Below are 24,620 nucleotides of genomic sequence, written 5' to 3'. Positions count from 1 at the left end.
TCAACATATTCCCGGCCGTGGCAATGCACAACCACCTGATGGAGCTTCGTCACGGGTGAGCCCGGAGCGTTTCTGGTAGAGCCTGGGGCATGCCTCAGCGCCCCTCCGTGGCGGAAGTGGAATCCATTCTCCGCGCGCCAGTCCGCCAGAACTGGGAGCAGTTCACCAAGACGCTCAAGACGCTGCCAGCGGATGTCGACCCCGACATTGCGTCACACGCCGCGTTGAGTCTCATTCACGGGCAGCCCGCGTCCCTCTGGTCGTTCGGGCGTAACTGCCAGCAGCTCCCTGCCCCTGTCATCCGCGCGCTCCTGGGTCGGCTCGAAGCCGACTCCCGGCCTTACGCCTACTTCCTACGCGAAGCGGTCCCCCAAGAAGCCTCCGACGAAGAGCTCCGAGCGACCTGGAAGGCAGCACTCCAGGGCCTGCTCGACCTGGAGACGACGTATGCGTGGGGCTCGAAGCAGCGCAAAGCAAAGTTCCAGGCGCTGGCGAACACCCCGTCCTTGCTCCAGGCCATCCAGACCGCTGTCGTGGCCTGTGAGCAGGTGTCACTGGACATGCTGGCCGTGCTGACGGTGGATGCATCGGACGCCTCGGTCGATGCGCTCATTCCCCATGTGGAGCGGGCCGTGCAGAGCCAGGGCTGGGAGTTGGACCGTCTGGAGGACTTGCGCAAGCACGCGCGCTCCACCCCCGTGATGGACGACCTGTTCGCGCGAATGGAGGCCCTGCTCCAGGGGCGTCGCGCGCGCTCGCCCGCGCTCGACCTGGCGCGGCACCTGGGCTTCGGTGAGCTGGATGCCATCTGGTTCAGAACCTACTTTCTGGCTGGGGACACCCATGCGGCGAACTCCCTCGTCCATCATTGCAACATCAACGTGGATAGCCGCTCCCCTCGCTGGTTCAGTGTCTGGCAGACATCCCGAATGGATGGCCTCGATAGAAACGCCTGGAGCGACACCCACTTCGACAACGAAAAGCTGCACAAGGACATCCAGGGACTTGGCGCATGCGAGTTGATGCAACTTCCTGATTGGGTGGCGCGCACGGCCAGGCGCCTCGGCGCAGCGTGGAACATCAGCGACAGCGCGTTGATGACGAACCTTCGCGGGAAGAAGCGCGCAAGACTCGCGGAGTGGCTTCGCTCGGGCACATGAGCCGCTTGGCTCACCCCACCCTGCGGCCCCCGATGTGCGCCCCGGCATTGGGCGACAACCGGCGATAGAGCGGTCCGGCCAGCGACGACATGATGCCCACCGCGATGAACGGCAGCACGAAGCGGTCCGGCGTCAACGGCGCCTCGCCACCGCCGCGCGCCAGGTGCAGCATCAACCCGCCGAAGCTGATGCCCAACCCCAGCGCCATCTGCATCGTCACCACGGACAGCGTGGACGCGCCGCTCACCGTGTCCGGGGGGATGTCCGCATACGCCACGGTGTTGATCGCGGTGAACTGCATCGAGCGCATGAATCCGCTGACCATGAGCACGCCAACGATGAGCGGAATCGGCGTGCTGTTCCGGAAGAAGGCCGGCATCGCGGTCAGGACGGCGGACGCCAGGTTGGCGAAGATGAGCGTTTGCCGGAAGCCGAACCGCCGGATGATGTAGGGCGCCACCGACTTGCAGGCGAGCGCGCCCACGCCGCCGCCGATGGTCACCAGCCCTGCCTCGACGGGCGTCCAGCCCAAGCCGACCTGGAACAGCAGCGGCAGGAGGAAGGGCGACGCCCCCAGGCCCATGCGCGTCAGGGTTCCGCCAATCATGCTGGCCCGGAAGGTGTCGATGCGCAGCAACCGGAGATTCAATACGGGCCGCTCCACGCGCAGCGCGTGCCACACGTAGGCCCCCATCGACGAGAACGCGACGGCCGCGAGCCCCAGTTGCAACGGCAGCGGCATCAGCCCGATGCCCACCGTCTCCGCCGCGCCAATCAGCGTGGTGATGGCGACGGCCACGAGCACGAAGCCCCGCGTGTCGAAGGGCCCCGGGTCCGGCTGGTGCAGCGGCGGAACGAAGCGCGCCACCGCCAGCATGCCCAGGATGCCCACGGGCACGTTGATGAAGAAAATCCACGGCCAGTCCGCGACGCCCAGGATGAGGCCCGCCAGCGGAGGCCCCACCAGTGGGCCCACCAGCGCGGGCATGGTGAACCAGCTCAAGGCGGCCACCAGGCGCTCTCGCGGCGCCGAGCTCACCACGATGATGCGCCCCACGGGCGTCATCAACGCGCCGCCCAGCCCCTGGAGGGTGCGGAAGAGGACCAACTGGGTCAGCGACTGAGAGAAGCCGCAGAGCACCGAGCCCAGCAGGAACACGCTCATCGCGAACATGAAGACGCGACGGGGCCCGAACCGGTCCGCCACCCAGCCGCTCGCGGGCGTGAGCACCGCCAACGCCAGGATGTACGACGTCAGCGCCAGCTTCAGGTGGATGGGGTCGGTGCCGAACGCCAGCGACAACCGGGGCAGCGCGGTCGACAGCGCGGTGGAGTCCACGAACTCCATGAACAGCGCGCTGGCCACCGCAATCGAGGCCAGCCGCGAGCCCCTTGGAGAATCTCCTCCTGCCTCAGCGTTGCTGGAAGCCGGATGCCCAGGCACGGTTCAGCCCACGTACTCCGGAAGCAAGGGCGCGTCGCGGAGCCTCGGGGCCTGGGCATCCTTGGGCGACAACAGCGGCTCGCTCACCGGCCAGGGAATCGCCAGGTCCGGGTCATTCCACACGACGCTCCGCTCCGTCTCCGGCGCGTAGAGCGCGGTGCACTTGTAGTGGAAGTCCGCGGAGTCACTCACCACGCAGAAGCCGTGGGCGAAACCCGGCGGAATCCAGAGCTGACGGCGATTGTCCGAGGACAGCTCCGCCGCCACCCACTGGCCGAAGGTGGGCGAGCCGCGCCGCACGTCCACCGCGACGTCGTACACGGCGCCCGCCAACACCTGCACCAGCTTCCCCTGGGCCTGCGGCTCCTGGAAGTGCAGGCCCCGCAGCGTCCCCTTCGCCGAGCGCGAGTAGTTGTCCTGCACAAAGGGCCCGGGGATGCCCACGGCCGCGTACCGCGCCGCATGGAACATCTCCATGAAGAAGCCGCGGTCATCACCGAAGACCTTGGGCTCCAGCAGCAGCACCTCCGGAATCTCCAGCGGCGTCACCTTCACGAAACGGCCCCCCGGTTCTCCGCGAGCGCTCGCAGGTACTGGCCGTAGTCGTTCTTGAGCATGGGCTCGGCCAGCGTCAGCAGTTGCTGCGCACCGATGTACCCCATGCGGAACGCAATCTCCTCCGGGCACGCCACCTTGAGGCCCTGGCGGCGTTCGATGATTTCGATGAAGTTCGACGCCTGCATCAGCGACTCGTGCGTGCCGGTGTCCAGCCACGCGTAGCCGCGCCCCATGAGCTCCACGTCGAGCTGGCCGCGTCGCAGGTACTCCGCGTTGACGTCGGTAATCTCCAGCTCGCCCCGCTTGCTCGGCTTGAGGCCCGCGGCGATGTCCAGCACCTGGTTGTCGTAGAAGTACAGCCCGGTGACGGCGTAGTTGGACTTCGGCTTCAGCGGCTTCTCCTCCAGGCTCACCGCGCGGTTCTTCGCGTCCAGCTCCACCACGCCGTAACGCTCCGGGTCCTTCACGTAGTACCCGAACACCGTCGCGCCCGAGGTACGCGACGCCGCGCGCTTCACCAGTTCGCTCAGGCCGTGGCCGTAGAAGATGTTGTCGCCCAGCACCAGCGACACGCTGTCAGCACCCACGAAGTCCCGGCCGATGACGAAGGCCTGGGCCAGTCCCTCCGGCCTGGGCTGCTCCGCATAGCTGAAGCGCATGCCCCACTGGTCGCCACTGCCCAGCAGTTCTTGGAAGCGCGGCAGGTCCTGCGGCGTGGAGATGACCAGCACGTCCCGGATGCCCGCGAGCATCAGCGTGCTCAGCGGGTAGTAGATCATCGGCTTGTCATGCACGGGCAGCAGCTGCTTGCTGACCACGCGCGTCAGTGGGTACAGCCGCGTCCCCGAACCACCGGCGAGGATGATGCCCTTCATGTCCACCTCGGCACTTCAGTGTCCCCGAGCCGCGAGCCAGGTCGCATGGAAGCGCGACAAGGACTCCGCGAGCGCCAAGGAAGGAACGGAAAGTTCGGCCCGGACCTTGTCGGTCCGCAGACCACTCTTGAGCGGGCGGGGGCTGGCGAGCTTCAGCTCCGCCATGCGGGTGGGGACGATGAGCCTCGCATCGAACCCGAATACCTCGCACAGCGCGCGGCCAAAGCCCACCCGGTCGATGACCGTTCCGCCGCAAGTGTTCCACACTCCACCCAGCCGCCGCGTCCCCAGCTCCACCAGCATGGCGGCCACGTTGTCCGCGAAACTGGGCGACACAATCTGGTCCTCGAAGAGGCGCACCTGCTGCCCCTTCTCCAGCGCCGTCACCAGCCAGGCACCGAAGTTGAGCCGGCCCTCCACCGGAGGCCAGCCATACACCACGGCGGTGCGAGCAATGGCGCAACCGGGCGCGAGCACGCGCGCGGCCTGCTCCCCCATGTGCTTCGTCACTGAGTACACGCCGCGAGGATTCGGAATCGCGTCCTCGGAATAGGGCCCGGCCTCGCCGTCGAAGACGTAGTCCGTGGACACGTGCACCAGGTGCGCACCGGCCTTGCGAGCACTCCGCGCCACGGCGGCGGCGGCGGTGACATTCCCCGCGTACGCGGCCTCCGGGTCCTTCTCGCAGGCATCCACCTCCGTCATGGAGGCGCAGTGGATGACCACCTCGGGCGCGGCGGTCTCCACGGCGGCGGCGACGTCCGCCTCGCGCGTGAGGTCCACGCTCGCGTAGCCATATGCTCCGCCCGTGCGCCGGGCACCGCGGCCGAGGCCCACCACCTGGTGCCCGCCCTGGTGGAGCAAGGAACACACGCGGCTGCCCACCAACCCGTTGGACCCCGTGACAAGGAAGCGCATGGCTCAGGCCCTCCCCTGCAGGCGCGTGCGGTACTGCGTTTCGAAGTACTGGCGATAGGCGCCACTCGTGACGCGCTGCCACCACGCAGGGTGGTCCACGAACCAACGCACCGTCTCCGCCAAGCCCTGCTCGAAGGTGTGCGCGGGCGTCCAGCCCAGCTCCGCGCGAATCTTCGACGGGTCGATGGCGTAGCGCCGGTCATGTCCCGGCCGGTCCTTCACGTACTGGATGAGCGACTCCGGCTTGCCCACGAGGCCCAGAATCGCCTTCACGATGTCGATGTTCCGCCGCTCCGCCCCGCCGCCGATGTTGTAGACCTCGCCGGCCCGGCCCTTCTCCAGCGCCAGTAGCAGCGCATGGCAGTGGTCCTCCACGTGGAGCCAGTCGCGCACGTTGCCGCCGTCGCCGTACACCGGCAGCGGCTTGTCGTGCAGCGCGTTCACCACCATCAACGGAATCAACTTCTCCGGGAACTGGTAGCGGCCGTAGTTGTTCGAGCAGCGCGTGACGACGACGTCCAGGTTGAACGTGTGGTGATACGCGAGCGCCACCAGGTCGGAACTCGTCTTGCTGGCCGAGTACGGGCTGGAGGGCTGCAACGGCGAGGACTCGGTGAAGGCGCCCGTGGGCCCCAGCGAGCCGTAGACCTCGTCGGTGGACACCATGAGGAAGCGCTTCACGCCGCGAGCGCGGCTGGCCTCAAGGAGCTGCTGGGTGCCCAGCACGTTGGTGGTGACGAACACCTCCGGCCCGAGGATGGAGCGGTCGACGTGGCTCTCCGCCGCCAGGTGCATCACCGCGTCGATGGCGTGCACGGACATCAGGTGCTCCACCAGCTCGCGATTGCCAATGTCGCCCCGGATGAAGACGTGCTGGGGGTCGCCCTCCAGCTCGGACAGGCTCTCCAGGTTGCCGGCGTACGTGAGCTTGTCGAGGTTGACCACCGTCCAGGCAGGCCGCTCACGGCGCAGATACTTCACGAGGTTGGACCCGATGAAGCCACAGCCACCTGTCACCAGTACGTTCATTGTCCCGTGGACCTCATGCGCTCGGAGCGAGCGCCTGCGTATCGAAGGGGTCCACAACCGTCAAGGCACGAGGGAAGCCAGGCTTGTGGGCGGCCCTGCACGGGGGTAAGGGAGTCGGTCGTGAGCATACCGCGCCCCCCTCCCCGCCGGACCGGGCTTCCCGCCATCCACCAGGTGCTCCCCCGGCTCGCCTGGGGCGACGCCGTGGGCAATCAGGTGCGCTATCTCCAGGGCCTGCTGCGCCGCTGGGGCCATGCCTCCGAAATCTACGCCGACGCCTGGGACGACGCCTGCAAGGACCAGGTCCGCCCGATGCGCGACTACGCGCGGGAAGCGGACCGCGACGCCGTCCTGCTGGTGCATCACAGCTTCGAGTCGCGGCTGGTGCCACGCATCGCGAAGAGCCCAGGCCGCAAGGTGCTCGTCTACCACAACGTGACGCCCGCGAGACTGTTCGAGGGCTTCGAGCGGAAAGTGGCCGCCGCGTGTGACGCCGCCCGGGATGAACTGCTGGCGCTGCGTCCCCACGTCGAAGCGGCCTTCGCCTACTCGCGCTTCAGCGCCGAGGAACTGGTCGCCGCGGGCTACCCGAACGTCGCGGTGCTGCCCTTCGCCATCGACTGGGCGGCGTTCGACACGGCGCCGGACCCGGCGCTCCAGGCCGAGCTGGACGACGGCATGTCCAACATCCTCTTCGTGGGCCGCGCGGTGCCCAGCAAGAAGGTGGATGACGTGCTGCGCGTCTTCACCGCGTACCAGCGGCTCTACCAGCCCCGCAGCCGGCTCGTCGTCGCGGGCTACCTGCACCGGGATGGGGCCTACGGCGCCTATCTGCACGGGTTGAAGGACGTGCTGGGCGCCGAGCAGGTCCGCTTCCTGGGACGCGTCAGCGCCGCGCAGCTCTCCGCCTGCTTCGCCACGGCGTCCGCATACCTCTCCATGAGCCGCCACGAGGGCTTCGGCGTGCCGCTGCTGGAAGCCATGTACCGGGGCGTTCCCGTGGTGGCCTACGGCGCCGCCGCCGTGCCGGAGACGATGGGCGGCGCGGGGCTCGCCACGCGCTCGGACGAGCCTCGCGAGGTCGCGAAGCTGCTCGCCGTGCTGGACCGCAACGCCGGGCTGCGCGCGCAGGTCATCACCGCGCAACGTGAACGCATCGCCGAGCTGTCGCAGGAGGCCGTAGCCGAACAGGTCCGCGTGGCCTTCGAAGGCATCTGCTCCGGTACGGCGCCTCGGCGCCCGGTGGCCACGACGACGGCGGCCACCGTGGAACTCGTCTGCCCAGGCTTCACCGTGCGGCCCGAGGAGCCAGCCTCACGTCTGGCCCGCCGGTTGGCGGAGCGCCTGCCAGGTGCCCGGGTGCTTGCCCTGCGTCCGTGGGGTGAGGACGCGTCCCTGTCGCCGGAGCCCATTAACGACGATGGTGTCGCGGTGACGCACTTCACGCCGGACCAACCGGTGGACTCAAACCCCAGGACGGCCCTACCGGGGTCCTCCGCGCTGGAGACGGCGGTGCGGGCTTCGAGCGCGCCCGTGGTGCTGCTGAGCGCGGACACGGTATCTGCGCAGACACTGCTGCCCCATGTCTCGGCGCGAGCCTGGGGCATCTGTGCACCTGCCAGCCAGCCAGCCCTGCTCGCATCCATTCGGGAGCATTTGGGTGGCAGGTTGGTGGTGGAGGAGCCGGCTCACGTCGAGACGGCATTGCAGGCACTGCTCACGACGCTGGCTTCAACGGGAGTCCTCCCACGTGCGACCTGAAGACCTCATCACGCGCACCCCCACGGCCGAGGCCGTGGCGCGCGAAACGCAGCAACTGCCCACGCCCTCCGATGAAGCCCAGGAGGCGCTTCGCCAGACACTGGACGCGGCGGCCCGCCCACCCACGCCCGCGCCCTGGCCCGCGCTGCTCCAGGAGGCGCGTGGGAAGATGGACAGCCGCTACGCGGAACCGGCGACCTCCCACCGGGGAGGCTTCACAGGCACGGCGCTCGTCCTGGCCAAGCGCGCCTTCCGCCTCACCTTCCAGCCCTTCATCAACGAAGTGCTGCGCAAGCAGGTGGAGTTCAACGAGTCCATCCTCGACGCGCTGGCCACCCTGCACGACGTGCAGCGTGAGCAGGCCCGTGCCCAGGCCGCATGGCGCAAGGAGTTGGAGCGCAGATTGGCGAAGCTCGAAGCCACGGGCACCTGCACCGACCCCGTCAAGGCGGAGCAGCAGGCGCCCACGCCTGCCGCGTCCTCCAAGCGGACACGCAAGCGCGGCCGGTGACGCCCAGGACTCGGTTCCTGGGCACGTCATCCTCGTGAACCCGCGTGCCGAGGAGGATGCGCGAAAGCCTCCGGCCTCGACCTGCGATGAGCATGTGACTCAGGGGCAGCGTTGAGGCTGGCGGCCGTTCGGGTGTATTTCCCAGCCGTTCGACGCTTTCCTCTGTCCAGGGTCCGGTCCTTGCGCATCTGCCTCGTCTCCAAAGAACTCGCCCCCTTCGACAGGGGCGACATCGCGACCTACGTGGCAACCATGAGCCGCGCGCTTGCGGAGGCCGGACATGAGGTCCATGTCTTGACGGCGGCGAATGCCGACTGGCAGCGAGCCGTGTCCTCCCTTCCCGGCGTGAACCTGCACGCCGTGGATGAGCGAGAGGTGGACTTCAAGGGTGCGTTTCCACACGCCCCCCTTCGGCATGCGTGGGCGGCGTACAGAAGCCTGCTGGAACTCAACGCGCGTCATCCCTTCGACGTCATCGAGTTCCCCGACGACGCAGGCGAGGGCTATTTCGCGATGCGCGCCCGGCGGACGCTGGGGCACTTCGAGCCAGCGGTCCTCGCGGTGCGATTGCACGACTCCACCCACGACCGCCTGCTGCTCAACCGGGTGGCCACGCTCGACATGGACATCGCCCAGCGCGAGCACATGGAGGACACGTCCATCCGTGAAGCGGACCTCGTGCTGTCGCCCTCCGGACCAGCCATGGAGCGCGTCCGCACCAGGCTGGAGCTGAAGCGCACCGGCGTCGTGATTCCACCTCCGTTCGCGGCACGCCGGGAGCACCGCTCATCCCCTCGTACCCGCGAAGGGCTGCCCCAGGTGCTGTACGTAGGAGACCTGGAGTACCGAAAGGGCGTGCATCTTCTCGTCGAAGCCATGCAGGCGCTCTTCGAGCAAGGCGTCGTCGCGGAGGTCCGGCTCATCGGGAATGACACGCGCACCGGCCCGTTCGGCCGCTCCCTGCGCCAGTGGTTGGACCAGCGCATCGCCCCCGCCTGGCGAAACAGGTTCCACTTCACACCTCCGCTCGAGGGGGCAGACCTCGCCTCGGCGCTCGCGGATGCAACGGTGTGCTGCATCCCCTCTCGCTGGGAGCACTTCTCCCACGTGTGCATGGAAGCCATGTCCGCTGGAGCGCTCGTGGTGGGCAGCGATGGAGGGGGCAACGCCGAACTCATCGAGGACGGCCAGAGCGGCTTGCTGTTCCGGAGCGACGATGCTTCGCGGCTTGCCCGCGCGCTCGAGCGAGCCCTGTCCGCACCGGCGCTCCAAGCAGCCGCCCGGCAGACAGCGCCAGCCCGTATCGCTTCCTATTGCGCCCCTGCCAGCATCGTCCGCCAGTTCGAAGCGGCAGTGGCGGATGCGCGGCTCCATCGTCACGTGGGCCCCATCAGCGCAGCGCCCAGGAAGAAGGACTCGGCCACGCCCTACGTGTCCATCCTCGTGCCCTACTACAACATGGGGCGCTACCTCCCCGAGACGCTGCGGTCCATTCGCGCCCAGACCTTCACGGACTACGAAATCATCCTCGTGGATGACGGCTCGACGGATTCGGAGAGCCGAGCCCTGCTGGAGACGCTCCACGCGCCAGACCTCCACATCCTCCGCCAGCCCAACGGAGGGCTCAGCTCGGCCAGGAACGCGGGTCTGCGCGCGGCGCGGGGCCGGTATGTCCTCCCGCTGGACCCGGACGACCTCATCCAGCCCACCTTCCTGGAGAAAGCCGTCGCGGTGATGGACAGCACCCCAGGGCTGGCCTACGTCACGTCACTCGTCTCCTATTTCGTCGAGTCGCCGGACCAGCCCGTGGGCGGATGGATTCCCTGGGGCACCGAGCGTGACGCGCTCCTCGCGGAGAACGTGGCCTCCACCTGCACCGCGCTGATGGAGCGACAGCGCATTGAAGAAATCGGCGGCTACGACGAGTGGCTCACGGCCTATGAAGACTGGGACGTCTTCTGCTCCCTGGCCGAGCGAGGGCTCGCGGGCTCCGTCATCCCGGAACCGCTCTTCCTGTACCGGCTGCGTCCGGACTCGATGACCCGCAGCATGCGCGTGAATGACCGTCATGCGCAGATGGCCTACCTGTGCCAGAAGCACCCTGCGTTGCCACTCCACCCGGAGCGCGCACTCCGCATGCAGCTCGGCCGGGCCCACAGGCAGGAACTCCATCTGCGCGCGACAGGCGCGGCCTCTCCACCGCTCCTGAATCGCTTCGCCGACAAGATGAACGCCACGCTCAAGCGGTTCGACTTCGCCCATGCCACCTTGAGGCGCGCCGCGCTCTGGGTCGCGGGAACAGACGACGACTCCCGCCCACTGCGGCATCAGGTCATGGAGCGGTTCTTCAGGCGCCGCAATTGAAGCGCCGGCCGCTCCACGCGGCGGAGCGGGCCCCTTTGACGTGCGCGCCCCCGCTACCCGCCCAACCGCCCCTCCTCTGCCGGTGGAAGTGAAGCGGGCTCTCGAGGGGTGAGCGACACCACGGGGGGCGCGACACCTTCCGCCGTCGGCACGCGAACGCTCGGCTCCTTGCGAATCAACGAGCGCAGCCGCAACCCGAACAGGGCGGAAGCCACCTTCGTCATGAACTGGAACCCTTTGAGCCCCGTCAGGCTCGAGGTCCCCGTCGTGCGTGGGCGCATCGCGACCGCGACCTCTCCGATTCGAAGCCCGGCGAGCGCGACGAGCGCGACGGACTCTGGCTCCGGGTACTCATCCGGCATGAGGCGCAACAACGTGGCCACTGCGCGAGGCGAGTACACCCTGAAGCCCGATGTCGGGTCCGTCACCTGGGCCCGCTGGCCAAACATCCCCAGCAGCATGCTCACGACGCGACCGCCCACCCAGCGAAGCGGCGTCGTGCTGACCAACGTGTCCGTGCCTCCCGTCGCGACATCGCAGAAACGGGAGCCAATGAGCAGGTCCGTCTGCCCGCTCCGCGCCGAGCGAACCAGGTCCGGGATGGACTCAACGGGATGCTGTCCGTCAGAGTCACACTGCACGACGTAGCTGACCTCCAACCGCTGGGCCAGGAGAAACCCCGTCCGCAGCGCCCCGGACACGCCGATGTTCGTGTGGTGTGTGACGTGGTTCCGTGGAGCCAGCCGCCGGAGCACCCCGGCCGTGCCGTCCACCGACCCATCATTGACGATGCAGAAATCCAGCTCCCAGTCCGACGTGGCGCGAGTCAGCGCCGTGAGGCGGGGCACGAGCGCGGGAAGGCTCTCCGACTCGTTGTAGCAAGGGAGAACCACCAGCACGCGGGGGCGACCACCTTCGGACGTCGCTGGCGCGTCGGGAAACGTTTGAGCGGCAAGGGCTGACACGACCTGCCCCAGTTGCCGCTGCACGCGGGTGCTCTCCGCGTAGTGCGCCAGCATCTGAACGAACAGGAACATGGTGAGCCCAGCCAGGACCATGTTGCTGACCAAGCTGATGCCCATCAGTCGAGCCACGGGCAGCAACCAATCCGGACGGATGGCCGCCACGAGCACGAAGCCACTGGCAAGGAACCACGTCACGGAATGCCGTGCCGCGAGCCGCGCGCCGAACTGGGAAATGACCACGAAGAAAAAGCCCACCACCACGGTAATGAATGGCAGCGACATTCCGGAGTCCCCACAGCAATACCCTGACGCTCGAACACGCAGAGAAGCGCTCACACTTCTCAGGTTTGCATTGCCCCCCCCTCCGTACGGTACTCACGCCATCAATGCAATCCCCTGAAGCACCGGTGCCAGTCCTTGACGTACGCCCCGCCCCACGGCGCTGGCCTCGCGCCGCGATGAGCATGTTGCTCGCGCTCTGTACCGCGGGGGTATTGACGCTGGGGGCATGGGCCCTCTCCTTCCAATCCCTGAGCTCCCGCCTCGTGCTGGTCCTGGGGTGCCTGGCATTGGGCGTGGTGATCTACCGCTTCCTTCTTCCGTGGCTGCATAGTCGGCTGACGCGCTACTCGCCCGCTCAGCAGCAGACCTGGCTGGGAGTCGTCGCCATGGTCGCCGTGCTCCTGATGGTCGCCACCCCGCTCCACGCCTTCATGCCCGCGGAGCGGCTGTCCGTGACGGTCCGTGCCACGGGCGAGCGGAACCCCAGTTCCCAGGGCAGCGAGGTGTGGGTTCTCGGACTGCTCGACGTCTACGGCAACCCGCTGCCTTCGGATGGCTGGCGTCCCGAAGGAAAGTGGGAACGCCGTGGTGGAGGCGCCTGGCTTTCGCACCTCGATCAGCCGGCGCGCCTGCATTGGGAAGCAGACGCTCACCAGCCCAAGGTCCTCCAATTGTTGGCGCACGGGCACTCCGGCATCGTGGAGTACACCGTGAACGGTCGAACCGAGCGGCTCGACCTCTATTCGCCGCCCGGGACGGACGCACGCCGAGACCTGGTCCTCCACCCTCCTCCCATCACATTGGCCTCCAGTGCCGGGATTCGAATCACCGTCATGTTGGCGGCCCACGCACTGGTCCTCGGCAGCATCCTGCTCCTGATGGGGCTCTGGCTCACGGGCCGTCCGTCACCGCCCCTCAAGCCCATGCCACGACGCTGGGTGGGACTGCTGACGGCCATCCCCACCGTGGTGGTGGCTGGCATCTGGCTGCTGACGGTCTACCCGGGGATGCTGAGTCCAGACTCGACATCCCAATGGCGTGACGCCCTTTCCGGGCACATGGATGATGCACATCCACTGTTCCACACCGCCTCCATCCGATTCCTCCAGAAGCTCTGGGAATCACCCGCGGCGGTGGCGCTCGCACAGATTGCTGGCCTGGCGGTGCTCGTAGGCTGGGGCTGCGCGGCGCTCGCGAGGGCAGGTGTCTCCCGAGGCATCATCGCGCTCACCGCGACGGTGTTCGCGCTGGCGCCCGTGAACGGGACGATGGCCGTCACCCTGTGGAAGGACGTCCCGTTCAGCCTCTGCATCCTGGCGCTGTGTATCTGGGTCTTCCGCTCCGCCACCGACGCCACCACGCGCTGGGACGTGCCGTTCTGGGTGAGCATCGTGGTGCTGGGAGCCATGGCCATGTTGTTCCGTCACAACGGCCTGCCCGCGGTGGTCGGAACCTTCCTGGCGCTGGGTCTCCTCCGGAGGGAGCGCTACAAAGCGGTCGCGCTCGCGCTCGTGGCCACGTTCGTCGTCGCCTCGGGGACCCGCTGGGTGCTGAGCCAGACGTACACCATCAAACCCTTCCCCAAGGGGATGACGCTGGTCGGATTCCTGGGCGCCCATGTGGCGGCAGGAACGCCCCTGGAGCCCGGCGAACGGGCCCTCCTCGAGGAGCTCCACCCGCTCGACGACAAGTGGAACTACCGCTGCTTCAGCAACGTGTTCACCATCTGGGACGGGCGCTTCGACATGGACGCGCTGACCCGGCACAACAAGGCGTTGCTTCCGCTCCTCGTCCGCCTGACACAACGAGACGCAGCGCCAGTGCTTTCACACGTGCTGTGCAGCAGTTCGGTGCTGTGGAAGCTCTCGCAAGGCTCGGACCACATCAATGGCCCTCCCATCTGGAGGGGGCCCCACGGGGAACTGGACACCCTCGAGCCCGGAGCGCGACACCTTCGGTCCGACTCACTCCTTCCAGGCCTGCGTGAGCCCCTTCTCCGGTGGACCGTCCGGACGCTTCAGCCAGACCTGGCCTGGCTGCTCTGGCGCCCGGCGCTGCCGCTCTACCTGCTGCTGCTCGCCTGCGCGGTGGCATGCATCCGCCACCGGACCTGGCGGCTTGCCGCCGTGGCGCTCCCCGTCGTCTTGCATACGGCGGCGCTCGCCGCGCTCATCCCGTCACCCGACGTGCGCTATCAGTACCCCGTGTTCCTCGTGGCCCTGATGTTCGTTCCCGCGTGGCTCGCGGGGATGCGACTGAATGCGGCGCCGGCGGCCGAAGCGCCGCGGCGCGCGCCTTCCGTCTCGCAGGACGCGCCGACGCTCAAGTCAGCCGGCTGACCGTGCTCCGAATCGCGCGGTGAATGACGGGCATCCGCTTGAAGAGCGTGTTCGCGCGGTCCACGAGCACGTAACGAAGCGGAGGTGCATCCCCGGGATTCACGCTCCCCACCTCTCCGCTGGCGGGCGCGGGTTTGCCCGCGACGGCCTGCTTGAGCAAGGGGTGCACGAGGGGCAGGCGCTTCAAGGCCGCGTTCATCAAATCCACCACGTCGTAGCGCAGCGGGCGCGCGGCCTCGGCCAGCGCCTGGGCGGACTCCAGGGACGCAGACGCCGCGGAGGACGGCCGACGCTCCTGCGCGTCGAGCGCGCCATATGGGTCGACCATGGCCTCGCGGGAGTGCGCGAGCAGGGCGAAGAGCCGCGTCGACGGGTGCAGTGGCGCGGGCACGCCTTCGAAGAGCCGCACCAGCCAGCGGAAGTGCTGGCGCTGCTGGGACGCGGACGGGGTGATGGCATGCCCCCGCCGCGAGAAGAAGTGGACCTGGTTCGTCACCAGGAAGCGGTGTCCCCCCTGCGCGAGCCGCAGGAAGAAATCCCAGTCCGCATAGCCGGACAGGGTTTCATTGTAGGCGTGCTGCTCCAGGACGGTTCGCCGCAGCAGCGCCGTGGGCGCGGAGACCTGGTTCGCGGCCAGCGCGTACGTCGGGCAATCCCCCAGGTACGTCATGAACCCCTTGAACTGGCGGTTGGCCAGCTCTTCGCTGGAGTGGAAGCGGCCCCCGGTGGGGACCACCCCTGAGAACTCCTGTCGCGCCTCCAGCGCGGCGACGGCGTGCTGGATGAAGTCCGGGGACAGGCTGTCGTCCGACTCCAGGAACACGACGTATGCCCCGCGTGCGGCGCGGACACCCAGGTTACGAGCCCCCGCGAACCCGCGGCGAATCGGGGAGCGGATGACACGAAGCCCCTCCCCTTCCGCCGCGGACCGCTCCAGGCGCTGCAGGACCTGCATGTCGAAGGCGCTCGTGGAGCCATCGTCCACGATGACGACTTCCACTTCCGGGTACGTGCTGGCGGCGACACCTTGCAGCGCGATGGGCAGGAAGATGCCCTGGTCCTGATTGATGATGACCACGCTGACCAGCGGCGACTGAGGGCTTCGCGTGGGCGGCGCCTCCCGCTCGTGGCGCTCCCAATAGGGACGGTCCACCGTCCAGCGGACGGGGGCCAGCTCCGGACCTTCCAACGCCTTGCGCATGGCCACCACCAGCGCGTCCAGGCTGCCGTCATACTTGTGGCAGTGGACCCCGTCGACGAAGGGGCTGTCGTCACCGAAGGCCAGGCAGGCCGAGTTGAGCACCAGCCGGGTGCCCGCGACGGAAGCCTCGTAGGCCGTGAGATTCAGGGACTCATAGCTGGAGGTGATGACCACCACCCCCGCGCGCATGTGGGCTTCGCGGTCAGGACCTGGCTTGATGAAGACGAAGCGGTCCGTCAGGTCCGACGGGATGAGCGCCTTGACCTCGGCGAGGAACTCCGGATCGAAGGCGTGGCACGCCAGGATGGCCTTGCCCTGGTACTCCGGCCACGTGCGCATCAACAGCACGGCGCCCCGGACGAAGACATCCGGCTGCTTGAAGGGCTGGATCTTGGTGACGAACACCAGGTTGCGCTGGGTCGCGGGAACGTCGAACGGCCGGGACGACTCCGCCGGTGACTCCATGACCACCGGGGGAAACTCCACCCGCACCTTGCGCATCCACACGTCATCGAAGCCGTAGAAACGCCGGTTGAACTCGGCGATGCAGGGCAGGTGCCCCACCACGAGGTCCGCATCGAGCAAGGACTTCCGCTCGATTTCGTACCGCCCCAGGTTCTCGACCTCGAGCGTGTTGGGCTCGTGGTGCATGAGGGTGCCGTAGCTGGAGTGCAGCCGCACCGAGAGGGTGGTCTGCGCGAAAGCCAGGCCCAGGTGCTTCTCCTGCAGCGCGGCGAAGGCCCAGCCGCGGAAATCCGCGAACTCGATGACGTCGAAGCGCAAGCCCTCCGCTTCGCGCGCCTTCAGGTAGCGCATCACCTCCAACGACTCACCGTGCCAACGCGAATCCCGAAAGGCTTCCGTGGGCGGATAGAAGCCATGCGCATCCGCGGTGGTCTGTTGTGGCTCGCGGAAGTCGCACAGATGCGCCTTCACCCGCCCCCCGAAGAAGAGCTCCACCTGGGCCGTCTGCACGGAAACGGTGGGCGGGAACAGGACATGGAACTCCACGTTCGCGCCGTGGCGCTGCGAGTCCATGATGAGGTTGTGCGCGACGCGGCCAATGCCCCCTGGGGTGAAGGGGTAGAGCTCATCGGTAACGAGGCAGACGCGGGTCATGCTCATGGCTGTGCGAACTCAAGATAGTGGTTGATCGCCTGGGCACAGAGCGTCTGGGTGTAGTCCTCCAGCATCTGCGCGTACTCCTCCGGCGAACGCTCCCGGAGGCCGACGACCCGCTCCAACGCCGAGCGAATCTGTCCGAGCGAGCCGGTGCCCGCGACCTGAACCAACCGCTGAAAGGGGTGTTCATCCAGAGCCCCCAGGGTCAGCGGCCCTGTCAGGCACGCCACACCGTGACTCAGTCCCTCCAGGGCGGTCATCGGCTGACACTCGGCGAGCGTCACGTTGAGGACGACGTCCGTCTCCCGGATGAGGTTGAACAGCTCCGAACGGTTCAACGGCCCGACGTTGATGACGGACGCCTTGAGGGGCAGCTCCGGGCGGGCCGAGAAAGGACTGGTGACGAAGACGCGCTCCATCCCCGGCAGTGACGCGGCGACGAAGACGTTGGAGTAGAAGTTCTTCCACCAGTTGTTGGGCGTGGGCACGAAGGCGGCCCGCGTCGGCGGGGCGCGGTGACGCTGGTCCGCCGGCGCCACCCGCGGAGGAAGGTTGAGCAGGACCTTCTGGAAGAGCAGCGGCGACATCAAGTGCATCTCTGGCTTGACGCAAGCCACGGCATCAAGAAGCCCCTGCTCCCGGAGCGCCAGCAAGCGGCTGAAGGTCTCCAATTCGAAGTCGAAGTGGAACTGGGCCGTGGAGCCGTGCCACACGCAGCAAAGCTTGAGCGTGCTGCCGAACACGCGGCGAAGCATGTGCATGACTTCCAGGGCATTGGGCGAAAACCCCTGGAAGATGATGGACCGTGCGCCCAGCCGCTCACACGTTTCGGCGATGCGCTGGTGGTCCGCCGCGGTCAACGCGCGATTCGCGGTGATGCCAATCTTGTGTCCCGGCGCGTAGCCAGACGCAGCACGGATGCCGTACCACTCCTGGTGGAAGAGGTGCACCACCCGGGACAGCCGCGGGTCGACGTGAGCCCACGTCGTATCCAGCGGCGCATCGACAACGACGGCCTCCGCCACGTTGTCATGCCCATACCGCGGCGCCAGTGTGTCGACCGGCGCCCGAGCAGTCACCGTCGGCTCGGCGCGAAGGCGGACCAGCTCATCCGAAAGCGACAACAAGCGCTGCCGCCGCTCCGACCGCTTCAGTTCGACCGTCAGGCGCTCCGTCAGCTCGGACACCTGCATCCCCGTCAGGCCGTTCCCCGCCCGGAGCACCTCGCCCGCGTGCTCCGTCCACGCCCGCAGTCGGGGCAGGGACTCGACGTGCAGCGACTCCAGCGTCACCTCCCGGCGCTCGTCCCGGGGCTGCTCGACGGACTGGAGCTGGAAGAAGCGACGGCCTTGGGACGCGTTGCGCTTGAAGACGTAGACGTCATGCGTGGCCAGGAGGCCACCGCCATGATGCATGTCCCAGCCAGCGGGCGTCAGTTCCGCGTACGGGTGCAGCCAGCAGCCCTGGTGCCAGGCGTTCTCCCAGATGCCGAAGGGAACAAGCTGGTTTTCGACCAGGCACAGCAATCCGCCGGGACGCACCAGCTTGCCCAGCGATTCCAGCAGGCCAGGCAGACGCTCCGGCGGGTTGTGGATGAGGACGGACACGGTGAACACCACGTCGAACGTCCTGTCCCCCACCGCCGCCAGGGCATCCGGCCCACAGAAGAGCCGCTCTTCCACAGGCTCCAGCCCCACGGGCGGCGCGTGCCGCAGGGGCTCCATCATCGCCTCGGAGAAGTCGTAGCCGTGGTAGCGAACGCCTTCGAGGGACGCCAGATAGGAGGCATGCCGCCCGAAGCCGCAGCCAAACTCCAGGACGTCCAGCGGACGCCCCAGGGCGCGTTGCTCGGTCTGCATCAGCTTCGTGAGCAGCGCCTCTTGTTGGCCATACCCGGGGTTGCCCGCGTCCTGACGCGTGCGGATCATCTCCCGATAGGTGTAGCCGCTCGTGGCCTTCCAATACTGGCTGCTTGCCGCTTCTTCCGGCTGCGCCTGCCGCGGGGCGCTCGGCTCCGGCGACGACGCGATGTGAAGATGGGTGTCATCCCGCATGGTGGAGATTCCTTCTGCCGCGGCCCCCTGGGCCAATGTTCGACCGCCAGCGACCCTGTGCTCAGCTGGCGTGTTCCAAGGATGAAGCCCGGTCATCCAGCGTCCCCGCTGGGTGCGCCCCTGTGTTCAGCAAGCCCTTCATGACCCGGTCTACCTCGGCCTCCCACGACGTCCGGCTGACCCGCTCCGCGGCATTCGCACCGAGCCGGGCCCGGAGCGCGCCGTTGGAGACGGCGTCGCGAAGCCGGGCCAGTACGCCACTCGGGGTCGGCTCGGCAAGCAGGCAGTTCTCACCGTGCGTCAGCAACCACCGGTTGGTGGGATTGTCGTTCGTGACGACCGTGACACCGCAAGCCATCATCTCCAGCGGCAGATACGACGGATGCCGGGTGAACATGAAACACAACCCGACATCACACTCGCGGTAGAGCGCCCCTGTCCGTTCCGCCGGCAACATTCCCAGATTGGTGACAAGCCCCCTGACGCCGTAGGCCTCGGGGTCCCACTCCGCGCCCGCCGCGAGCACCTCGACGGCGGGGCCCAGCTCCCGCTTGAGCTGCGCCAGCGCGGCCAATCCCAGCTCGAAGCCGTTGCGCTCATTGCCCGGGCGTCCGTAGAAGAACACACGCACAGGACCCTGGCGCGGTGGCCGGCGCGGATGAAACAACGTCCCATCCACGGCGGGCTCGAACCAGGCGCCTTCCATCCCATGCAGGCCCACGACGTGTTCGTAGAGCCCGGGTGTGTTGAAGATGCCGTAGAAGCCCAGGCCATAGGTCTGCTCGGCCAGCGCGGAGGGGGTGCCCGCCGCATGGAACAGCGGTTCGTAGTCCTGGACGAAGTAGCCGCGAACGCCCGCCCGCGGGTGGTGCAGCACGCGATAGGCGGAGGTCCACGCGGTGGCCAGCGCCAGGTCGCATGCGGGCAGGAGCGCCACGTCCTCTGGCCGGCGCAACACGCGCACCGCCCCGACCGCGCCCGGGCAGATGGCCGCCACGCGGGCCTCGATGTCACCGGGCCTCACGTTCGGCTGGTCGTAGATGACGAAGTCGCTGCGCACGCCGTGGCGGCGCTGCATCAGGTCCGCGAAGCGGAAGATGGTGTGGATGCCCGCGTAGACATGGCCGAAGGCGGGAACGAACCAGGTTGCCGTCTCCACCCGCCCCTTCGCGCGCAGCGCCGCCAGCGCCGCCGGCGCCGACTCGCGCGAGGTCTGGGCCTGTTCGGGCGTGAAGTCCCACGCCTCCAGGTGCTCGATGAGGTGCCGCTGCGCCCGCGCACGCTGCTCGCCCCGGACATCCCGCGCGCTCGGAACGTCGCGCCCCAGCGTCCGGACCGCCAGTTGCTCGCCATCCTCCGGGTGTCGGCGGAGGCCGCAGTCCGTGGCCGTCAGCGTGAGATGCGGGTTGTAGTAGGGGTCGCCCTTCGGCCCCAGCCACGGCCGGTAGGCCGCATAGGACAGCCAGTAGTCCGCTTCGGGAATGGCGTCCGCGCGCCGGCTGGCTGACTCATGATGAATGAGCCGCGTCTGCGCCGTGCACACGACGCGGAGGCCCTGGGCATTCAGCCGCAGGCCCAGCTCCACGTCACTGCCACACACCTGGAAACGCTCGTCGAAGCCCCCCAGTGACTGGAAGACCTCGCGGCGGAGGATGACGCATGCGCTGGTGACGGACAGCCAGTTCCGCGTCCACTCGGTGTGCCCGAACGGAGTGGAGATGGGCCCCTCTGGCAGTCGCCAGAAAGGATGTCCCGCGAAGCCCGTCATCCCCACCACGACGCCCGCATGCTGCACGGTGCCCTCGGGGAACAGCAGCTTGCACCCCACCGCGCCCACCTCCGGCCGCTGGGCCTGGGAGACCAGCTCATCCAGCCAGGAGGGGTCCACGACCTCCATGTCGTTGTTGAGGAAGAGCAGCAGCTCCCCGGAGGCCTGCTTCGCGGCCCAGTTGTTGATGGCCGGGTAGTTGAAGGGGTGGTCCCACGTCAGCTTCACCAGCCGCGGGTCCACCCATTGCTCCAACAGCGCGAATGTCTCCGGCCGGGTGCTGTTGTTGGAGACGAGCAACACCTCGAAATGGGGGTAGCGCGTCTGCGTCAGGAGGCTGTCCACCAGCGTGCGCAGCAGGTCCGGGCGGTCCTTGAACGGGACGATGATGGAGACCTTCGGCGTGCCCCGCACCGGATAGCGGACCCGGTACTGCATGGGCGCCGGGCTCGTCACCTCCGCGGACTCCCCCTGGCGAGCCAGGTGCTCCGACAGAGCCCGCACGCCCGCCTTCGTCGCCGTGTCCAGCCCAGCGCCCCGGCTGGCCGAAGCCGCCGACCCCTCACGTGCGTGGTACAGCGGCTCCGTGACGTGGCCAATGGACGAGGTGACCTCGCTCAGCCGCAGCATCAGGTCATGGCCCTGAGCGCCATCGAAGCCCTCTCGCAGACCGCCCACCTGCGCCAGCGTCTCGCGACGGACCACCAGGAAGTGACGGACGTAGTCCACGGAGCGCAACAGGTCGGGCGACCAGTCCGGCTTGAAGAACGGCGCGGAGCGGTGGCCCTGCGCGTCCAAGCCGTCCTCGTCCGTGTAGAGGAGCGCGAGCTCGGGCTGCGCCAGGAACGCCAGCGCCACCTCGGCCAGTGCATGCGGCGAGAGCGTGTCCTCGGCGCCCAGGAACCCCACGAAGTCCCCACGGCACGCCGCGAGCCCCTCGTTGGTGGCCCGGGCCGTGTCCCCTTCGGATGACGCGGTGAGGACGCGGATGCGGGACTCCCGCTCCGCCGCTTCCCGGAGGATGCGCGCCAGGTGCGGCGCGGTGCTGGCGTCATCCACCAGGAGCCATTCCCAGTCGGCGTACACCTGAGAGGTCACCGAGGCGAGGCACTCACGAAGGAAGGCTTCCGAGGCATCGTGGACTGGCGTGACCAGCGAGATGAGCGGGCGCCGCGACAGCCGCGCGACGGCTTCACGTGCCGCGGTGACACGCGCCGGCTCCCGCGCCGCGCACCAGGCGGGGTAGTCCGCCAGCGACGGAGGCTGTGGCGGCGCCGTCCGCGTGCCCAGGAGGTTGGCGAGCGCGAGCACCGACTCGGCATTGAAACGGGACTGGCGCCGCAGCACCTCACCCCACAGCGGCTGGGTGACGCGGAGGGCGCCGGGGAGCGTCCGGCCCGCCAGCGGCTCGCGCAGCGCTTCGACGTCCGCGACATGGCGGCGGGCCTCGGCTTCTCCTGGAGCCTGGGCACCCGCCGCCGCGCGGATGGCCTCCACCATGGCCAGGTTCCACCGGGCCTGCCCCTGAAGCACGGCCTCCAGCACGGGCCCCAACGTGTAGAGGTAGCCCCGCTTGGCGAAGCCCACCAGCGCTCCCGCCACGCGGCCGCGATGCGACCCCACCACCCACCGGGTGGGCACCGCCAGCGGCTCCAGTTGAGCGACGGCCCAGGAGGACACGTCATCGCGCAGGCCCAGGGCCCGATGCACCGTCAGGTACTCCAGCACCCGCACGAGCGCGCGGTTGAAGTTCCCCTGGGGTCGAAGCATCTCGATGTGGAACGGCTCCAACCCGTTGACGAAGGCACGCTTGGCGGACGTCACCAGCGTGCCCCCCCGCGCCCGATGCGACGCGGGGATGGAGAACGCAGCCGGGTCCGCCAGCCTCGCGGCTTCCTGGAGCGAGGACAGGCCCTGGCCGCCGTCAGGGAGCGCGCGGTGGAGGTGCTCCGTCGCCAGGCGCAGCGCGCCTTCCAGGGCGCTGCGCTCATCACACTGTTCGGGCGCGCACGGCTGACGCTCCTCCAGCACCTTCCGGAGGACAGCCACCATCTGCGCGAAATCTCCCGGCCCCGGCGCAGCCACGTGCCCCTGCGTCACATCAGCCCACTTCTGCCACATGACTCACCCTTCCCCCTGGGTACCGGCGCGCTCCTGAACCTTCATCCCACCTCCACACGCGGAGACGTGCCCGGCTCGAATGAGACGCCCGCCTGGGAGTTGGCACCCGGCTCCACCAGCCACCGGTGAGGAGGACGGAACACCCCCTCCTCCTCGGTCGCCGACTCCACCCGGAACGCACAGCGCCCGGACGACTCACCCTTCGAGGCCCGAGCCGACACCACCAGGGCGTAGTCGCCCCCCAGCGCCCCCAGGCGCTCGACCACGAAACGAAGCACGCCCTGGTTCGGCATCCGAGAGAGCACCACCGCCTCTCGGCGCGTGCTCGTCTCATACAGGGTGCGTCCGTCCGCGGCCTGCAGCCGCACGTGGAAGTCCACGTCCTCGCACGGCCCTTCCACGGAGAACTCCGCGCGGACCTCCAGGCCCTCCTCCGGAGACAGGACTTCCAGGGGCTCGCCCCGAGCATCCAGCAACTGCACCCGGTGGATTCGGACGGGCCCTTCGGCGGGCAGCGATTCGGCGGGGACTTGCGGCAGCGCACCGCCCCCTTCCGTGAGCGCCGGAGGCGTGAAGGCGGCGGACTGCGCCTCCGCCAGGGAAATGGCCTCACGGTACTCGGCGGTGACCTCCGAGGGCTTGCCTACGCGGCGGACGTAGCCGCCATCAATCCACGCAGCCAGGTCGCACCAGCGCTCCACGGTGCCCAGCTCGTGCGTCACCAGGACGATGGTCTTCCCCTGACGCTTGAAGTCCATCATCTTGGCGAGGCTCTTCTTGCTGAAGTGCTCGTCCCCGACGGCGAGGATTTCGTCGATGATGAGGATGTCCGGGTCCACGTGCGTGGCCACCGCGAACGCCAGGCGCATGTACATGCCACTGGAGTAGGTGCGCACCGGCTCGTCGATGAACTCGCCCAGCTCACTGAAGGCGATGATTTCATCCATCCGGGCCCGGACCTCGGCGCGCGTCATGCCCAGGATGATGCCGTTGATGAGGATGTTCTCCCGTCCGGAGAAGTCCGGATGGAAACCAGCGCCCAGGTCCAGCAAGGCGGAGATGCGACCGTTGATCTGCAGGTCGCCGGAGGTCGGTGTGTAGATGCCGGTGATGAGCTTGAGCAGCGTGCTCTTCCCCGAGCCGTTCCGCCCGATGATGCCGACCGTCTTGCCCTTGGGAATGGAGAGGTTGATGCCGCGCAGCGCGGTGATGAGGCTCGCATCACGCGACTGGCGCTTGCCGCGCAACCAGCGGAGCAGCTCGGATTTGAAGGTCGTGTACTCGCCCCGGATGGTCCGCTTCCGGAAGCTCTTCACGACGTCCTTCAGGATGATGGCGTCCATGGATTCAGGCATGCCGACGCTCAGATGGACTCCGCGAACTCTTCGCGGCGGGATTCGAAGATGGACGAGGCGGCCCACAGCAGCACCGCGGAGACGGCCGCCAGCGCCATCAAGGGCTCTGCGTCCGGAAGCCGGTGCTCGTAGAAGATGGCCTGGTACGACGTCATCAGGCTGACCATGGGATTGAGGGCCAGCATCAACGAGCGGGCGCTCTCATCCTGGATGGTGGAGAGTGGATACAGCACCGGCGTGGCGAAGAACCACAGCGTCAGCAGGTTGCTGACGATGTGCTGCAGGTCCCGGAACGTCACGTTGATGGCCGCCAGGATGTAGGTCAGCGCCAGCGTGAAGGTGAGCTGGATGAGCACCACCACCGGGAACAACACCACGTGCCAGGTCGGCCACTGTCCATAGGCCATGCCCAGCACCAACATCAGCGGAAGCGACAAGACGAAGTTGCAGAGGTTCGTCACCACCACCGACGTGGGCAGCACCTGGGCCGGGAAGCGGACCTTGGTCAGCAAGTCCCGTCGGTCGCTGATCGCGCTGGCCCCGCCGCCGACCGACGTGGAGAACCAAATCCACGGCAGCAAGCCCACGAACATGAAGAACGGGAAGTTGGGGATGTTCTGCCGCATCACCACGGTGAACAGCAGCACGTACACCAGCATGTGGAGCGTCGGATTCAGGAACGTCCACAGGAAGCCGAGGAACGAGCCGCGATAACGCGCCTTCAGTTCCCGCTGGACGAGGCTGATGAGCAAGCCCCGGTACTGATACAGTTCACGGACGAGCCGAATCATGA

Annotated in this window: 16 protein-coding genes; 5 read left to right on the top strand and 11 right to left on the bottom strand. The window is 68.0% G+C overall.

The window, feature by feature from the left end; genetic code table 11:
- Positions 1-89 precede the first annotated feature (89 nt).
- On the top strand, positions 90-1,160 hold the full coding sequence (locus tag FMP39_RS04680; protein ID WP_141588791.1) for a hypothetical protein: 1,071 nt from the start codon (positions 90-92) through the stop codon (positions 1,158-1,160).
- Positions 1,161-1,170: 10 nt separating this feature from the next.
- Here FMP39_RS04680 and FMP39_RS04675 read toward each other — a convergent pair whose 3' ends face one another.
- The 5 genes from FMP39_RS04675 to rfbB form a co-directional block, all read right to left on the bottom strand.
- Complete coding sequence (locus FMP39_RS04675) at positions 1,171-2,526, bottom strand: MFS transporter (RefSeq protein ID WP_228557668.1); 1,356 nt, start codon at positions 2,524-2,526, stop codon at positions 1,171-1,173.
- Positions 2,527-2,607: 81 nt separating this feature from the next.
- Positions 2,608-3,159 (bottom strand): dTDP-4-dehydrorhamnose 3,5-epimerase, encoded by a 552-nt coding sequence (gene rfbC, locus FMP39_RS04670; RefSeq protein WP_141588789.1) that lies wholly within the window; start codon positions 3,157-3,159, stop codon positions 2,608-2,610.
- Positions 3,156-4,037 (bottom strand): glucose-1-phosphate thymidylyltransferase RfbA, encoded by an 882-nt coding sequence (rfbA, locus tag FMP39_RS04665; protein WP_141588788.1) that lies wholly within the window; start codon positions 4,035-4,037, stop codon positions 3,156-3,158. The genes rfbC (FMP39_RS04670) and rfbA overlap by 4 nt, the downstream gene beginning before the upstream one ends.
- A gap of 15 nt (positions 4,038-4,052) precedes the next feature.
- Positions 4,053-4,955, bottom strand: coding sequence for an SDR family oxidoreductase (locus tag FMP39_RS04660; protein WP_141588787.1), 903 nt, complete (start codon positions 4,953-4,955; stop codon positions 4,053-4,055).
- A 3-nt stretch (positions 4,956-4,958) separates the two neighbouring features.
- Positions 4,959-5,984 (bottom strand): dTDP-glucose 4,6-dehydratase, encoded by a 1,026-nt coding sequence (rfbB, locus tag FMP39_RS04655; protein WP_141255201.1) that lies wholly within the window; start codon positions 5,982-5,984, stop codon positions 4,959-4,961.
- 120 nt (positions 5,985-6,104) lie between these two features.
- Between rfbB and FMP39_RS04650 the strand changes: the two genes are divergently transcribed.
- The 3 genes from FMP39_RS04650 to FMP39_RS04640 all read left to right on the top strand — a co-directional run bounded on the left by FMP39_RS04650 (position 6,105) and on the right by FMP39_RS04640 (position 10,620).
- Complete coding sequence (locus tag FMP39_RS04650; RefSeq protein ID WP_141588786.1) at positions 6,105-7,745, top strand: glycosyltransferase; 1,641 nt, start codon at positions 6,105-6,107, stop codon at positions 7,743-7,745.
- Positions 7,735-8,256: a hypothetical protein gene (locus FMP39_RS04645; RefSeq protein ID WP_141588785.1), complete on the top strand. Its 522-nt coding sequence runs from the start codon at positions 7,735-7,737 to the stop codon at positions 8,254-8,256. Before FMP39_RS04650 ends, FMP39_RS04645 begins: the two co-directional genes overlap by 11 nt.
- Before the next feature lie 132 nt (positions 8,257-8,388).
- Positions 8,389-10,620, top strand: coding sequence for a glycosyltransferase (locus FMP39_RS04640; RefSeq protein WP_228557667.1), 2,232 nt, complete (start codon positions 8,389-8,391; stop codon positions 10,618-10,620).
- Positions 10,621-10,673: 53 nt separating this feature from the next.
- Here FMP39_RS04640 and FMP39_RS04635 read toward each other — a convergent pair whose 3' ends face one another.
- Positions 10,674-11,867 (bottom strand): DUF2304 family protein, encoded by a 1,194-nt coding sequence (locus FMP39_RS04635; protein WP_228557666.1) that lies wholly within the window; start codon positions 11,865-11,867, stop codon positions 10,674-10,676.
- A 176-nt stretch (positions 11,868-12,043) separates the two neighbouring features.
- Between FMP39_RS04635 and FMP39_RS04630 the strand changes: the two genes are divergently transcribed.
- On the top strand, positions 12,044-14,206 hold the full coding sequence (locus tag FMP39_RS04630; RefSeq protein WP_228557665.1) for a hypothetical protein: 2,163 nt from the start codon (positions 12,044-12,046) through the stop codon (positions 14,204-14,206).
- Here the strand turns inward: FMP39_RS04630 and FMP39_RS04625 are convergent.
- The 5 genes from FMP39_RS04625 to FMP39_RS04605 form a co-directional block, all read right to left on the bottom strand.
- Positions 14,190-16,532: a glycosyltransferase gene (locus tag FMP39_RS04625; RefSeq protein WP_141588782.1), complete on the bottom strand. Its 2,343-nt coding sequence runs from the start codon at positions 16,530-16,532 to the stop codon at positions 14,190-14,192. The two genes, FMP39_RS04630 and FMP39_RS04625, sit on opposite strands and share 17 nt — an antisense overlap.
- Positions 16,529-18,583, bottom strand: coding sequence for a class I SAM-dependent methyltransferase (locus tag FMP39_RS04620; RefSeq protein WP_141588781.1), 2,055 nt, complete (start codon positions 18,581-18,583; stop codon positions 16,529-16,531). Before FMP39_RS04620 ends, FMP39_RS04625 begins: the two co-directional genes overlap by 4 nt.
- Before the next feature lie 61 nt (positions 18,584-18,644).
- Positions 18,645-22,472, bottom strand: coding sequence for an O-antigen biosynthesis protein RfbC (gene rfbC, locus FMP39_RS04615; protein WP_141588780.1), 3,828 nt, complete (start codon positions 22,470-22,472; stop codon positions 18,645-18,647).
- Between the two features lie 41 nt (positions 22,473-22,513).
- Entirely contained in the window at positions 22,514-23,827 is a 1,314-nt protein-coding gene (locus FMP39_RS04610; RefSeq protein ID WP_141588779.1) for an ABC transporter ATP-binding protein, read from the bottom strand.
- Positions 23,828-23,835: 8 nt separating this feature from the next.
- A complete protein-coding gene (locus FMP39_RS04605; RefSeq protein WP_141588778.1) occupies positions 23,836-24,618 on the bottom strand; it encodes an ABC transporter permease in 783 nt (260 codons plus the stop codon).
- Positions 24,619-24,620 lie beyond the last annotated feature (2 nt).

Origin of the sequence: Myxococcus sp. AB056 (assembly GCF_006547365.1) — a bacterium.
Lineage (GTDB): Bacteria > Myxococcota > Myxococcia > Myxococcales > Myxococcaceae > Myxococcus > Myxococcus virescens.
Note: the sequence above shows the minus strand (reverse complement) of the source record. Positions and strands in the feature narration are given on the sequence as shown.